This is a genomic window from Uliginosibacterium paludis (assembly GCF_039631355.1).
GTDB classification, from domain to species: Bacteria; Pseudomonadota; Gammaproteobacteria; order Burkholderiales; family Rhodocyclaceae; genus Uliginosibacterium; species Uliginosibacterium paludis.
The window spans coordinates 45319-59364 of the sequence record NZ_JBDIVF010000006.1 but is presented as its reverse complement, the minus strand read 5'-3'; the positions used below and the strand labels follow the sequence as shown (position 1 = coordinate 59364).

11 protein-coding genes are annotated in these 14046 nt (G+C 63.0%); 5 read left to right on the top strand and 6 right to left on the bottom strand.

All coding sequences use genetic code 11. The features are described from left to right. The first annotated feature begins 40 nt into the window (after positions 1-40). Complete coding sequence (locus tag ABDB87_RS14740; protein ID WP_345928388.1) at positions 41-1387, top strand: DEAD/DEAH box helicase; 1347 nt, start codon at positions 41-43, stop codon at positions 1385-1387. A 20-nt stretch (positions 1388-1407) separates the two neighbouring features. On the opposite strand, the gene ABDB87_RS14735 is transcribed toward ABDB87_RS14740, so the two are convergent. The 3 genes from ABDB87_RS14735 to ABDB87_RS14725 form a co-directional block, all read right to left on the bottom strand. Then, positions 1408-1842 (bottom strand): DUF192 domain-containing protein, encoded by a 435-nt coding sequence (locus tag ABDB87_RS14735; RefSeq protein ID WP_345928386.1) that lies wholly within the window; start codon positions 1840-1842, stop codon positions 1408-1410. A gap of 57 nt (positions 1843-1899) precedes the next feature. Beyond that, positions 1900-2436 carry a pseudouridine synthase gene (locus ABDB87_RS14730; protein ID WP_345928384.1) on the bottom strand — a complete coding sequence of 179 codons (537 nt, stop codon included), beginning with the start codon at positions 2434-2436 and terminating at the stop codon, positions 1900-1902. A gap of 69 nt (positions 2437-2505) precedes the next feature. Next, positions 2506-2712 (bottom strand): cold-shock protein, encoded by a 207-nt coding sequence (locus ABDB87_RS14725; protein WP_345928613.1) that lies wholly within the window; start codon positions 2710-2712, stop codon positions 2506-2508. 397 nt (positions 2713-3109) lie between these two features. Here ABDB87_RS14725 and clpS point away from each other — a divergent pair, with 397 nt between their 5' ends. From clpS to ABDB87_RS14705, 4 genes are all read left to right on the top strand, one after another. Next, entirely contained in the window at positions 3110-3418 is a 309-nt protein-coding gene (clpS, locus tag ABDB87_RS14720) for an ATP-dependent Clp protease adapter ClpS (RefSeq protein ID WP_345928382.1), read from the top strand. Beyond that, positions 3419-5704, top strand: a complete 2286-nt coding sequence (clpA, locus tag ABDB87_RS14715) for an ATP-dependent Clp protease ATP-binding subunit ClpA (RefSeq protein ID WP_345928379.1) — start codon at positions 3419-3421, stop codon at positions 5702-5704. A gap of 291 nt (positions 5705-5995) precedes the next feature. Next, positions 5996-7297 (top strand): isocitrate lyase, encoded by a 1302-nt coding sequence (aceA, locus tag ABDB87_RS14710; protein WP_345928377.1) that lies wholly within the window; start codon positions 5996-5998, stop codon positions 7295-7297. 204 nt (positions 7298-7501) lie between these two features. Further along, on the top strand, positions 7502-7891 hold the full coding sequence (locus ABDB87_RS14705) for a SpoIIAA family protein (RefSeq protein ID WP_345928375.1): 390 nt from the start codon (positions 7502-7504) through the stop codon (positions 7889-7891). 23 nt (positions 7892-7914) lie between these two features. Here ABDB87_RS14705 and ABDB87_RS14700 read toward each other — a convergent pair whose 3' ends face one another. Genes ABDB87_RS14700 through ABDB87_RS14690 form a run of 3 tightly spaced genes read right to left on the bottom strand, consistent with a single transcriptional unit; the run spans position 7915 to position 13969 of the window. Beyond that, positions 7915-9480: a SpoIIE family protein phosphatase gene (locus tag ABDB87_RS14700; protein WP_345928373.1), complete on the bottom strand. Its 1566-nt coding sequence runs from the start codon at positions 9478-9480 to the stop codon at positions 7915-7917. Next, complete coding sequence (locus ABDB87_RS14695; protein ID WP_345928371.1) at positions 9477-10382, bottom strand: response regulator; 906 nt, start codon at positions 10380-10382, stop codon at positions 9477-9479. The genes ABDB87_RS14700 and ABDB87_RS14695 overlap by 4 nt, the downstream gene beginning before the upstream one ends. Further along, on the bottom strand, positions 10379-13969 hold the full coding sequence (locus ABDB87_RS14690) for a PAS domain-containing protein (RefSeq protein WP_345928370.1): 3591 nt from the start codon (positions 13967-13969) through the stop codon (positions 10379-10381). Before ABDB87_RS14690 ends, ABDB87_RS14695 begins: the two co-directional genes overlap by 4 nt. Between the last annotated feature and the right edge of the window lie 77 nt (positions 13970-14046).

The following is a 14046-nucleotide window of genomic DNA, read 5'->3' as shown; positions in this document are numbered from 1 at the left end:
AGGGAAACCGCCGCCCTGAGCGCGGCGATGCTGAACATTCATGAGTTTTGCCGAACTGGGATTGATTCCCGAACTGCTGCAAGCCGTTGCTGACGCCGGCTATACCGAACCCACCCCGATCCAGCGCCAGGCCATTCCGGTCGTGCTCGCAGGCGGCGACGTCATGGGAGGCGCGCAGACCGGTACCGGCAAGACCGCCAGTTTCACCCTGCCCCTGCTGCATCGCATGGCACCCTATGCGAGCACCAGCACCTCGCCTGCCAAGCATCCGGTGCGCGCACTGATCCTGGCACCCACTCGCGAACTGGCGATGCAGGTGCAGGAATCGGTCGTCACCTACAGCCGCCACCTGCCGCTGCGCTCCACCTGCATCTACGGCGGCGTCGACATGAACGCCCAGATCGCCGAGCTGCGCCGCGGCATCGAGATCGTGGTCGCCACCCCGGGCCGCCTGCTGGATCATGTGCAGCAGAAAACGATCAACCTCGGCCAGGTCGAGTTCCTGGTGCTGGACGAAGCCGACCGCATGCTCGACATGGGCTTCATCCCGGACATCCGGCGCATCCTCGGGCTGCTGCCCGCCAAGCGCCAGAGCCTGCTGTTCTCGGCCACGTTCTCGGAAGAGATCAAGAAGCTCGCCGACACCATGCTGCGCGCGCCTCAGCTGATCGAAGTGGCCCGCCGCAATACCGTGTCGGAAACCATCAGCCACCTGGTGCATCCGGTTTCCAGCCATGTGAAGCGCGACCTGCTGGCTGACCTGCTCAACGCCGGAGCGGACGGGCTCGGTCAGACACTCGTGTTCGTCGCCACGAAATTCGGCTGCTCACGCCTGGCGCGCCACCTCGTCAAGGAAGGCATTTCGGCGGACGCCATTCACGGCGACAAGAGCCAACTCGAGCGTACCGAGGCACTGGAAAAATTCCGCAACGGCACGACCCGCGTGCTGGTGGCCACTGACGTGGCCGCCCGCGGCCTCGACATCGACGATCTGCCCTATGTAGTCAACTTCGAACTGCCTTCGACGCCGGAAGACTATGTGCACCGCATCGGGCGCACCGGCCGCGCAGGCAAGCAGGGCGCTGCGGTGTCGCTGGTGGCGCCGGAAGAAAACCAGAAACTGGCTGCGATCGAAAAGCTCATCAAGCTCAAGATCCCGCAGCAGATCGTGCCGGGCTACGGCCCCGAGACATCTTCCGAAGACCTGCGCCGCTTCCGCAATACCCACTCGCGTCCGAAAGCCGCGGTCGCCCCGGACGGTTTCGACTTCAACCGCCCCTATGCCGCGAACAGCGACTCCTCGTCGAGCAGCAAGGGGAAGCAGGCGCCGCAACGTCGCAACCCTGCCGTAGCCGTCCTGCTGGGTGGCTCAGGCAAACTGCGCTGAGCCCCGCTTGGCGGGCGAGCTCAGCGTACGCCCGCCACACCGCCAATCACTGAGCCGGGCTTGATGCCCTTGGCCGAAAACCAGCCCTGATTCATTTCCAGCGCGTAGCGCACCGGCTTGGCCGCGCAGTGGTTGGCTTCGCTCATCGGCTGCATCTCGGCGGTATTCACGATCCTGCCGGTCTCGTCCATGAACGCGATGGAGAGTGGCAGCGGCGTGTTCTTCATCCAGAAGCAGTATTCCTGCGAAGTCTCGAACACGAAGAGCATGCCCTGATGCTGGGCCATGGTCTTGCGGTTCATCAGGCCGGTTTCGCGCGCGGCTTCAGTGGCCGCGACCTCGGCTTCGATGCGGAACATGCCCGCTCGCAGCTCGACTGTCCGCAAGGGCGGCTGCTGCGCCTGGGCCAGAAAAGACGCTGCGCAGAGCGCAAACGCGACAAAAGATCGAAACATGACAAATCCCCCAGGTGAAAACTGATTGAAAGCAGAGCGTCGGGATTTTGCCTCAGATCAGGCCAGCCGCCATTGTCCGGGCTGCAGGTCGCCCAGCTGCCAGTCACCGATGGAGATCCGCAGCAGCCGCAAGGTCGGCAGCCCGACCCGGGCGGTCATACGTCGCACCTGCCGGTTCTTGCCCTCCCGCAACTCCAGCCTGAGCCAGCTCGTGGGGATCGCCTTGCGCTCGCGGATCGGCGGATTCCTCGGCCACAGCCAGGCGGGCTCGCCCACTTCCCGCACGCGACACGGGCGGGTCACGAAATCCCCGAGGTCGAGCGGCGCCTGGAGTTTCGACAGCGCCTCGGGCGTCACGAGCCCTTCGACCTGAGCGAGATAGACCTTGACCTGCTTGTGCCGGGGGTCAGCCAGCCGGTGCTGGAGCGCGCCATCGTCGGTCAGCAGCAGCAAGCCCTCGCTGTCAGCGTCCAGCCGGCCTGCGGCATACACGCCTTTCTCGCTGACGCACTCGGCCAGCGTCCGCTGCCCGGGCTCCCCGGTGAACTGACTGAGCACGCCGTAGGGCTTGTTGAGAAGGATGATTCTGGCCATGATGGATCCGCATGAAACAAAAAGGCCCGCCATCTGCATGGCAGGCCTTCGGCGCCTGGAAAGAAAAGCTCAGGATGCGCGCTGGATGTTCGATGCCTGCTTGCCCTTGGGCCCCTGCAGAACTTCGAACGACACCTTCTCACCTTCCTTGAGAGATTTGAAACCGCTCATGTTGATGGCGGAAAAGTGCGCAAACAGATCTTCCGAACCATCATCAGGCGTGATGAAACCGAAACCCTTTGCGTCGTTGAACCACTTGACGGTACCGATAGCCATACCTTGACCTCTTCCTTCTTCCTCTGGTTTGTCTTTTGCTGTTCCGCTCTCGCGGCGTGCTTCTTGGTCTTCCGGCAGAGCCGGTACCGACTGCCGTCCGGAAGCCGGACAAGCGTTGCGGTGGAGCACACAATGCTTTTAAGGCAAGCCCCAGGGAGCGTCAAGCAAGGAAAACCGCATTCGTGGCGTGGATACGACAGCTTTCGCCGAGTCTGCCCGGAAAGCCGTGTGCCAGGCATGTGGATTGCTTCAAGAGCAATGGAAAACCGGTTTTCCGGACCCGGCGGGCGCCCGCATCCGCCCGCTTGCCTGCGATCGGCCGGAAGCCGGAAAAGAAGCGGTTTTACTAACATCGTAATAGCTTGTACTCGACAGCCAAGTCATTAGAATTTGTCGCATGGCAACACGCAAACAGAACGAAGCTATCCTTGAAGCAGAGCGCGCGAAGATTGCGCCCCCTCCCATGTTCAAGGTTTGCCTGCTGAATGACGATTTCACGCCCATGGACTTTGTCGTGATCGTGCTCCAGAAATTTTTCGGCATGGACCGCGAGCAGGCAACCCGGGTGATGCTCCAGGTGCATCACGACGGCAAGGGCGTGTGTGGCGTGTTCCCGCGGGATATCGCGGCAACAAAGGTTGAACAGGTTTGCAGTTTTTCACGGCAAAACCAGCATCCGCTGGCTTGCGTGATGGAGGAAGCGTAAATGATTGCCCAGGAACTGGAAGTAAGCCTGCATATGGCCTTTGTTGAAGCCCGCCAGAAGCGCCACGAGTTCATCACCGTGGAGCATCTTCTGCTCGCTTTGCTCGACAACCCCTCCGCTGCCGAAGTGCTGCGCGCCTGCGCGGCCAATGTCGAAGATCTGCGTCGCGAGCTCACGACCTTCATCAGTGAGCACACGCCCACGGTCTCGGGTACCGACGAGATCGACACCCAGCCAACGCTGGGCTTCCAGCGCGTGATCCAGCGCGCGATCCTGCATGTGCAGTCCTCCGGCAAGAAAGAAGTCACCGGCGCCAACGTGCTGGTCGCGATTTTCGGCGAGAAGGACTCTCATGCGGTCTACTTCCTCCAGCGCCAGGGCATTTCGCGTCTGGACGTGGTCAACTTCATTTCGCACGGCGTGACCAAGCCCGGGCACACCGGGACTCCACCCGTTGCATCGGAAAAGAAATCCGGTGACGGCGAGAGCGGCGAGCAGGGCGAAAACGAGGGTTCGGGCGCGGGCGGCGCACTCGAGAACTACACGCAGAACCTCAACCAACAGGCTCTGGTCGGCAAGATCGACCCCCTGATCGGCCGCGACAAGGAGCTGGAGCGCGTCATCCAGACGCTCTGCCGCCGCCGCAAGAACAATCCGCTGCTCGTGGGTGAAGCCGGCGTAGGCAAGACGGCGATCGCGGAAGGTCTCGCACGCCATATCGTCGAAGGCCGCGTGCCGGAAGTACTGGCGGACGCCCAGGTCTATTCGCTCGACATGGGGGCGCTGCTGGCTGGCACAAAATACCGCGGTGACTTCGAGCAGCGCCTGAAGGCCGTGCTCAAGCAACTCGTCGAAAACCAGAACGCCATCCTGTTCATCGACGAAATCCACACCCTGATCGGTGCCGGAGCAGCCTCAGGCGGCACGCTGGACGCCTCGAACCTGCTCAAGCCGGCCCTGTCGTCCGGGCAGCTCAAATGCATCGGCGCGACCACCTACTCGGAATACCGCACGATCTTCGAGAAAGACCATGCGCTGTCGCGTCGCTTCCAGAAGGTCGACGTGACCGAGCCTTCCGTTTCGGAAACCATTGAAATCCTCAAGGGACTGAAGAGTCGTTTCGAGGAGCACCATGGCATCAAGTATTCGGCCGCTGCGATTACCAGTGCAGCCGAGCTGGCGGCCCGCTACATCAATGACCGTCACCTGCCCGACAAGGCCATCGACGTGATCGACGAGGCGGGAGCAGCCCAGCGCATCCTGCCCAAGAGCAAGCAGAAGAAAACCATCGGCAAGTCCGAGATCGAGGAAATCGTGGCCCGGATCGCGCGTATCCCGCCGCGCTCGGTCTCGAATGATGACCGTGCCGCACTGGCCAATCTGGACCGTGATCTGAAGAACCTCGTCTTCGGCCAGGATGCATCGATCGAGGCCCTGACGCGCGCCATCAAGATGAGCCGCTCCGGGCTCGGCAGCCCGACCAAACCGATCGGCTCCTTCCTGTTCTCCGGACCAACGGGGGTCGGCAAGACCGAAGTCGCCCGCCAGCTGGCCTACACGCTGGGTATCGAGCTTCAGCGCTTCGACATGTCGGAGTACATGGAGCGTCATGCAGTCAGCCGCCTGATCGGCGCCCCGCCGGGATACGTCGGTTTCGACCAGGGTGGCCTGCTGACCGAGGCCATCAACAAGAAGCCGCACTGCGTACTGTTGCTGGACGAAATCGAGAAGGCCCACCCGGACATCTACAACATCCTGTTGCAGGTGATGGACCACGGCAAGCTGACTGACAACAACGGCCGCGAATCCGATTTCCGCAACGTGATCATCATCATGACCACCAACGCGGGCCAGGAAACCATCCAGAAAAGCACGATGGGCTTCACGGCAACGCGCGAGGCGGGAGACGAAATGGGCGAGATCAAGCGCCTCTTCACGCCAGAGTTCCGCAACCGGCTGGATGCGGTGATTTCCTTCAAGCCGCTGGACAAGGAAGTCATCATGCGGGTGGTCGACAAGTTCCTGCTCCAGCTCGAGGGTCAGTTGCAGGAGAAGAAGGTGGAAGCCTCCTTCACCGATGCGCTCAAGGGCTGGCTGGCAGACAAGGGCTTCGATCCGCTGATGGGCGCCCGGCCGATGGCCCGCCTGATCCAGGACACGATCCGTTCCGCGCTCGCCGACGAACTGCTTTTTGGCCGGCTGGCCAACGGCGGCAAGGTGACGATCGATCTCGACAAGGACGGCAAGGTCAAGCTGGAGTTCGAGGAAGAGGAAGCGCACGCCTGAGCCATCCGCTTATCGAATCGGAAGGGTCGCTGCGGCGGCCCTTTTTTTGTTCTGCGCCGGGGTTTTCATACGCTCCGTACGGAGGCGTCCGGAACACCGCGCCGCGCAACAAAAAACCGTTCAAACGCCACTTCCGCAACGCAGCATCAGAATACAAAATCCTTTGAAAACATCAGTATAAGTACTGACTTAAAACACGCTGCACCGCAACAACCCCTCTCCTATACTGCGAACTCGCAGGCAGATTTCAAAACAACAGCCCGCGAATTCACCCACCAAAGGAGAACCGGCATGACCCGTACAGAACAGATCCGAACCCTGCAGCATGACTGGCAGACCAACCCGCGCTGGGAAGGCGTGATGCGCGGCTATGGTGCCGAAGACGTCATCAAGCTTCGCGGCTCCGTGCAGGCGGAATACAGCCTTGCCCGACGCGGCGCAGAGAGACTCTGGGATCTCATGACCACCACGCCTTTCGTCAACGCCCTGGGCGCGCTCACGGGCAATCAGGCGATGCAGCAGGTCAAGGCCGGTCTCAAGGCGATCTATCTCTCGGGCTGGCAGGTGGCAGGCGACGCCAATCTCGCGGGTCAGATGTATCCGGACCAGTCTCTCTACCCGGCGGACTCGGTCCCCGCGGTCGTCCGGCGGATCAACAACACCTTCACCCGCGCGGACCAGATCCAGTGGGCCGAGGGCAAGAATCCGGAAGACGCGGACTGGGTTGATTACTTCGCCCCCATCGTTGCGGATGCCGAAGCCGGCTTCGGCGGCGTGCTCAACGCCTTCGAGCTGATGAAAGCCATGATCGAGGCTGGTGCAGCGGGCGTTCATTTCGAAGACCAGCTCGCCTCGGTAAAGAAATGCGGCCACATGGGCGGCAAGGTACTGGTTCCCACGCGCGACGCGGTTGCCAAGCTCGTGGCGGCGCGACTCGCTGCAGATGTTCTGGGTGTTCCGACCATCCTCGTCGCACGTACCGACGCGGAGGCAGCCGATTTGCTGACCTCCGACGTCGATCCCAATGACGCACCGTTCTGTACCGGAGAGCGCACCCTCGAAGGTTTCTACCGCACCAAACCCGGGCTGCAGCAAGCCATCTCGCGCGGTCTCGCCTATGCACCCTATGCCGATCTGGTGTGGTGCGAAACCGGCAAGCCGGATCTGGCCTATGCCAAGGCATTCGCCGAAGCGATCCACCGGCAGTTCCCGGACAAGATGCTGGCCTACAACTGCTCGCCATCCTTCAACTGGAAAAAGAATCTGGATGACGCCACGATTGCGCGGTTCCAGCGGGAACTCGGCGCCATGGGTTATCGCTTCCAGTTCATCACGCTGGCCGGCTTCCACAGCTTGAACTACTCGATGTTCAATCTGGCCTGGGGCTATGCCCGCACCAACATGAGCGCGTTCGTCGAACTGCAGCAGGCCGAGTTTGCCGCAGCAGACAAGGGCTTTACCGCCGTGAAGCATCAGCGCGAAGTCGGCACCGGCTATTTCGATTCAGTCACCCAGGTGATTGAGGGGGGCCGCTCTTCCACCACCGCACTACAGGGCTCGACAGAGAACGAGCAGTTCCTGGAAACCCACTGATCGCACCTCGAACGAGCACGGGCGCCAGCTGACCTGGCGCCCTGCTCCCGGACCGGGCGCTTTCCCGACGCCGACGCTTCTCCTGTATTTCCGACCCGGCACAGCCTGCCGGCGAAGGCCTGCTGCGCGCCTGGCAAGCGGCGGGAGCGGAAACTATAGTCAGAGGGCGGGAGCAGCCGCCCCCGGTCAGCAAAGGAGCCCAGCATGATCACCACCGACGTTCTGCCCGACCGCGTCGAAATGCGTGCCTACGGCATCGTCACGCTCTCGGACTGCAAGACCTTCGAACAGATTTCCGACCGCCGCGTTGAAATGCATCAGCCGCTCGATCTGCTGGTCGACCTGCGTGCGATGACCGAATGCTCGCTGGAAGTGGCGCTTGAAGAGTTGCGCTATGTGCGTGCCCACCGGGCGGACTTCCGGCGCATGGCTGTGCTGACCGATGACCAGATGGTGACCTGGAGCGCCTGGCTGACGCAGTTTTTCTCTGAGGCGGACATCCGCGTCTTCCAGACGGAGCGCGCGGCGCGCAGGTGGCTGGACGGTGACAGCGTGATCGAGGACAGCGACCTCGACATCAGCCTGCCGCACTGAAGCCGGCTCACCCCAACACGGGCTCAGCCCGGCAGATCCAGCAGCAGCATGGATATGTCGTCGTGCCCGCTCTGGCCGCCAAGATGGCCGGCCAGGCTACCCAGCAAGGTGTCCAGTCTGGTGGAGACCTTGCTGCCCGCCACGGCCTGCAGCATGCCTTCGTAGCCGAAGGCGTCGCCGCGCGCAGACTGCGCTTCGATCAGGCCGTCCGAACACAGCAGCAACTGGGACTCGTCTTGCCACTCCAGCCCGGTCACGCTGATTTCCGATGCATGCCAGGCTTCGATACCCAGCGGCAACTGATCCGAGCTGAACCGCCTCAGCAGGCTGCCATCTGATGCGAGCTGAATGACATCCGGCATGCCACCGAGCCACATCGCACCCATGCGCCGATCCTGATCAAGCACCACCAGAGCCGCCGACACAAAACGTCCGCGCGGCAGCAGTTGCGCCAGGGTGTTGTTGAGCATGAGCACCATGCGGCGCAGCGGCACTTCGTCTTCCACAGCGCGGTAGAAATCGGTCACGATCGCCAGTCCGCTCATGGCTGCAGCCAGCCCGTGTCCGGTGGCATCGGCAAGCATGGCGTAGAGCTTGCCGCTGCGCGAGCGTGCCGCGAGCACGATGTCTCCGGAAAAGCGCTGGGTCGGAATCACCGCGTGGCGAACGCCGCTCTGCTCGAGCGCGTCGCGACGGATGTGCCGCTCCATGATGTCCTTGGCGAGCTCCGCTTCGGTCTCGGCCTCATCGTGATACTGCTGCAGGCGTGCAGCATTTTCCGCCAGCTGGCGACCCACCCGCTGCCGCTCGCTGATGTCCCGCAGTACAGCGATGAAGAGCCTCGCTTCCGAAATCGGCAACTCGGTAACCACCATCTCGCAGGGGAAGTCTGCATTGCCTCGGCGGGCCGTCAGCTCCCGCATGCTGCCGATAAAACCCTCGCCGCCACCTTCCAGATAGGCACGGAACTGCGCATCCCAGCTCCCCTGCGGGCCGCCGTCCTGCAACAGCTTGCGGATATCGGTTCCGACCAGCCGGTCTTCGCTGCACAGAAAGATCAGGGTCGCGGCGCGGTTTGCGTTGACGATGCGAAAATCGGCGTCGAAGGTCAGGATGCCATCAACGACCGCGTCGGAAATGGCGGCTTCGCGTCGCCGGGCCTCCTCGCGGCTGACCTGGAAATCCAGGGCACGCGCAAGGTTCTGCATCTTGGCGGCGAACATCTGGTATGACAGCGGCTTGGTCATGAAATCGTCCGCGCCGGCCTCGAGCCCACGCACGATGTCATAGTCGGCATCCATCGCGGAGACGATCACGATCGGCACCCAGCGCGTGCCGCCCTCGGCGCGGATGCGCTCGATGGACGTGAAGCCGTCCATGCGCGGCATCATCAGATCCATCAGGATCACATCCGGCTTCTCGCGGCGATAGACTTCCAGCGCCTGCTCGCCATCCTCGGCCATCAGCGTTTCGAAACCGAGCCGGCTCAGATAGGCTCGCAGCAAGGCCCGGTTGGCCTGCGTGTCATCCGCGATCAACACGCGATAGCGCTGCCGGACAAGCTTCGGCGGATTGGCCTCTGCGTTCATGCGCTGACTTCCTCGCTGCGACGATAGCGAACCTCGACCTGATTCCCCTTGCCCAGATACGAAAGGGCCGAGAACGCGACCTGCCTTGACACCGCGATGCCACGACCATTCGGCGCGAACGCCCGGTCCGGCGAGATGTCGAGAAACTCCGTCCAGTCAAAGCCTTCGCCCTGGTCGGCGATCAGGACGACGCACTCGTTCGCTTCGCGCCGCAGGTGCACGGTCACGAGTTTATGGCGGTTCTCCTCCAGCTCCTGGCGGCGCAGCACCTCCTCCATCCAGCAATCCTGGCTCTTCAGGCGTGCCTTGGTCGCGAAGTCGATACCGAGATTGCCGTGCTCGATGCCGTTGACCAGCAGCTCCGCCAGCCCCATCGCCACGTTCTCGGCTTCACGGGCGCCGAGTGCCAGCAAGCCGGCAATGGCCTCCGCCTCGTCGAGTGTACGCAGCACGAAACGCGCCTCGTCCAGCAACAACACCGCGCGCGAATGGTTGGCTATCCGCTGCGATACGTCAGCCCAGCGCGCGCGGTCATGCAGCGCGGCCCGCACGATCGCCAGCAAGGCCTCGGAGCGAAAGGGCTTGGTCAGGTAATAGCGCGCCCCGGCCGCAAGACCTTCGCTGACCTGCTCCGGCCCCGCCGCTGCCGTCTGCATGATGACGGGCAGATGCTTCATCCGCGAATCAGCCTTGATGCGCCCAAGCATGGCGAGCCCGTCGAGCTTGGGCATCATGCGGTCCATGAGGATCAGGTCAAAGTCGTAGGGGCGCGAATCCAGCGCCTCCCAGGCCCGCTCGGGATCTTCGAAGAAACTCAGCTGGTAGCCGGTATCGGACAGGTATTCGCCGATGATTTCCAGATTCAGTGGCTCATCGTCGAGAACCAGTATCGATGCACTCATGAGTGTTCCTCGTCAGACCCGGCTTTCCGGGATGTGTCAGATTCCTGCGGCAGCGTGACCACGATCTCGCATCCGCCCGGCGTCCGGTTACGGGCCACGATCCCGCCATGATGTGCCGTCACGATTTCGCGGCAGATGGCGAGCCCCAGCCCTGTGCCACTGGTCGCGCTGCGCGTGCGGCTGCTCTGCGCGAACTTGTCGAACACGGACTCAAGCTCGGCGGCCGGAATCCCGGGGCCTTCGTCCGCAACGCTGAAGGCTGCGCCGCTGGCGCCTTCACGCCAGCAGGAGATGGTAATGCAGCTGCCACAGGGAGCGAACTTTGCCGCATTCGACACCAGATTGCGTACGACCTGCCCCATGCGCGTGGCATCCAGCGCGATCAGTGGCAGATCCGCATCCATCCTGCGTACGAGCTGCAGACCATGCGCGGCGAACAGGGCCTCGAACTCCCGCAGCACTTCGTCAATCACTGCCACCGGGCTGACCGGGCGCAGTTCGAGATGCATCCGGCCGGCCTCCAGCTTGGTCAGATCAAGCAGGGCATCGAGCAGATCGAGCAGACGCTCGCCGCTGTCTGCCACGCGGCCGAAGTAATGATGCAGGCGTTCGGCAGGCAGGCTCTCGCAGCGTGCGTCCCCCAGTCTGGCAAAGCCGAGCATGGCATGCAGCGGCGTGCGCAGCTCATGGGATACATGCGCCAGGAAGTCGGACTTTGCGGCGTTCGCGCGCTCGGCGTTTTCCTTGGCGCTCAGAAGGTCTGCCGTCTGCTCGATCACGAGCTCGCGCAGCTGATCGCGATGCCGACGCAGCTCCGCATCGGCCGCACGACGCTCGGTCTGGTCGACAAGCAGCACCCAGAACCCTTCCTCGTCTCCGCCTGCCGACAGAAGCACCGCACTGAACAGCACATGCAGCACGCTGCCATCAAGACGACGGAACAGACACTCTACAGGCGGCTGACTGGCCGCGGCCCGCAGGCTGGGCAGGTCCGGGGCGCAATCTACCAGATCGTAGAGCCCGGGCAGTGCCTGAACCGCGCCGCCCTGTCGCGCGCAGCCGAGCATGTCCTGCAGCAGCGGATTGAGCTGCTGGAAGCGCCCATCGGCGTGACAGCGGCCGATGCCCAGCGGAGCATTGCGGACCAGCGTATCGAGCCGCTCCAGCGTCATGCGCAGGCTCCGCTCGGCTTCACGCAAGGCAGTGAGATCCTGGTTGATGCCGATGATCACGCGCTGCCCGTTCATGCCCCGGGCGACCATCTTGTGCAGCTTCAGGTCGTGCATGCGCCCGGCAGCATCGGTCAGCCGCATCTCCTGCTCGCGCACGCAGCCATCTTCTTTCTCGAGCAACTCGCGATCCATGGCTTCAATCGCGGCAGCCAGCTCCGGCGCCATGAATTCGCCCACCCGATGCCCGATGATTTCCTCCGGCTCGATGCCGATGAAGCGGGCATGAACCTGGTTGCACATGAGGTAGCGCAGGGACTCGTCCTTCACGAAGCTCGCCAACGGCAGCATGTCGAACACCGTGTGCGTGAATTCGCGCAGCCTTGTCTGCAACTGCAGGCTCTCGCGCAGGGCGGCCTCCTTGGCGGTCAGTTCGGTGACATCACTGTTGGACGCGATGATCAGCGGCTCGCCATCCGGATCAAGGCACACGACCTTGCGCAGCAGGATGCGATGCTCCAGACCATCGGCATACCACTGCGGAATCTCGCGGGACACGGTAACCCCCGGGCCGGTCGCGAACAGCAAATCGTCCGCGCGAATGGTTTCATCTGCCAGATCCGGCGGATTGAAGTCGCGGGTAGTCCGGCCGAGCAAAGTCTCTTTCTGAAGCCCATGAGCCTCGGCCAGGGCGCGGTTTGCCATGACATACACATGATTCCGGTTCTTTACCGCGATCGGATTCGGAATCGCGTCGAACACATCCTGCATGAAGCGGTTGACGCGCCTGAGCTTCGCCTCGTGTTCGAGTCGCTCGGTCACATCCACCAGCAGACTGACCGTCAGCAGCGTGCCATCGCCGCCATGACAGGCCCGGCAGACCATGCGGAAATGCCGCACACGTCCGTCTGCGCCACGCCAGACGAAATTCTCGTCCTCCGGTACTCGGCCGCCTTCGCCCTGCACCGCCGATTCAAGCTGCTCGAAACGGGCGGCCAGTGCCGGATCGAAGAAATCCATCGCCGAGCGGCCAATGATGCTGATGCGCTCCACGCCCAGCAACTCGGCCAGCGCCTGGTTGCACATGACAAATCGATGTGCTGCATTCTTGACGCAGACCGGATCCGGCATCGCGTCGAAAACCTGTTGCAGGAAGTTTCGCAGCTCGGTCTGCTGATCCAGTGCCTCACGCAGCCAGATTTCGGAACGCACGCGCTCGGTGATCTCGAAATGCGAGCCGAGAATCACCATCCGCCCATCTACGTCTTCCAGTCGCCCCTTGGTCACGCGCCAGTGGCGCTTGCTGCCGTCGGCACTGCTGACGATGAGATCCTGCTTTTCGATGCGCTCGCCAGCCAGCACGCGCGCATCCTCCTCCTCGATCGCGTCGCCCCGCTCATGACCGAAGAGCTCGCGCGAACTGCGGCCGATGATGTCCTCAACCTTCATGCCCCACTGCTCGGCGAAGGCGTCATTGGCCATCAGGTAGCGGCTCTCCTGGTCCTTGATGTAGACCGGATGGGGCAGGGTGCGGAGCAGGCGCTGTACAAAGGCCTCGACATGCATCGACAGCTCTCTCATGCGCTTGGCATAGTCGCGGACAGCACTCTGATCTTCATACACCGTAATGACCACGCGCCGCCCTTCACGGTCGGTATGCCGACTCGTGGTCAGGCGCAGAAACCGCATGCCGGCGCCGACGCGAGGCTCGAACCAGTCCTCCAGCGTCTGCGGAACACCGGTCTCGATGGCCAGACGATCAAGACGCGTGAAAGGAGCCATCAGGGGCCCGGGCAGCATGGCTGCTGCACGCCGGCCCTCGAGGGTTCCCGGCTCGAAGCCGAACATCCGGCAGAAGGTTTCGTTGGCAAAGAGAATGAGGCCCGCTTCATCCTTCACCGACACCGGCATGGGAAGGGACTCGACCACGCAGTCCATCAGCGCGCGGTAATGCATGAGCTCCCGCTCGGCCTGCATTTCGACGCTGACTTCGCCCAGCGTTCCGGCCAGATAACGTCCGCCCGGCAAGGCCCTCGCCCGCAGCCGGAACCACGCCTTGCGCCCGCCCGATCCGGTCAGGCTGAAGAGCTCGTCCGCCAGGCATCCGTCCAGCCAGCTTGCACGCAAGGCCCGCAGCATGCGACGACGCGCATCGCGAGCGGGCAGACGCCACAGCTGACGCAGCACGGGCGTCTGCTCCTGCGGCAAACCCAGAAGGCTTTTCAGCCGGTCCGAGCAGAACAGCAGCCCCGTTGCACGATCGAACTCCCACAGTCCCTCTGTCGCAACGGCCAGCAGGCGCTCGAGGCGATCGGCCGGGTCGGCGCCTGGCGAAGGCTGGCCGACGCCTTCCGGCGCGGATGCCAGCCCGGCAGTGGAAGCCGGTGAAGCGGAGGATTGCGACAATCTCGTCTGCATGCGCCTGTGTCCCTGCTCCTGATAACGACCCTGTGATCCGAACCCGAAGCTGCATGGCTGGCTCTGCTTCGCCTGCC

Coding starts and splice junctions, on each gene's coding strand:
- ABDB87_RS14740 (WP_345928388.1), top strand. CDS start 41: ATGAGTTTTGCCGAACTGGGATTGATTCCCGAACTGCTGCAAGCCGTT.
- ABDB87_RS14735 (WP_345928386.1), bottom strand. CDS start 1,842: ATGTTTCGATCTTTTGTCGCGTTTGCGCTCTGCGCAGCGTCTTTTCTG.
- ABDB87_RS14730 (WP_345928384.1), bottom strand. CDS start 2,436: ATGGCCAGAATCATCCTTCTCAACAAGCCCTACGGCGTGCTCAGTCAG.
- ABDB87_RS14725 (WP_345928613.1), bottom strand. CDS start 2,712: ATGGCTATCGGTACCGTCAAGTGGTTCAACGACGCAAAGGGTTTCGGT.
- clpS (WP_345928382.1), top strand. CDS start 3,110: ATGGCAACACGCAAACAGAACGAAGCTATCCTTGAAGCAGAGCGCGCG.
- clpA (WP_345928379.1), top strand. CDS start 3,419: ATGATTGCCCAGGAACTGGAAGTAAGCCTGCATATGGCCTTTGTTGAA.
- aceA (WP_345928377.1), top strand. CDS start 5,996: ATGACCCGTACAGAACAGATCCGAACCCTGCAGCATGACTGGCAGACC.
- ABDB87_RS14705 (WP_345928375.1), top strand. CDS start 7,502: ATGATCACCACCGACGTTCTGCCCGACCGCGTCGAAATGCGTGCCTAC.
- ABDB87_RS14700 (WP_345928373.1), bottom strand. CDS start 9,480: ATGAACGCAGAGGCCAATCCGCCGAAGCTTGTCCGGCAGCGCTATCGC.
- ABDB87_RS14695 (WP_345928371.1), bottom strand. CDS start 10,382: ATGAGTGCATCGATACTGGTTCTCGACGATGAGCCACTGAATCTGGAA.
- ABDB87_RS14690 (WP_345928370.1), bottom strand. CDS start 13,969: ATGCAGACGAGATTGTCGCAATCCTCCGCTTCACCGGCTTCCACTGCC.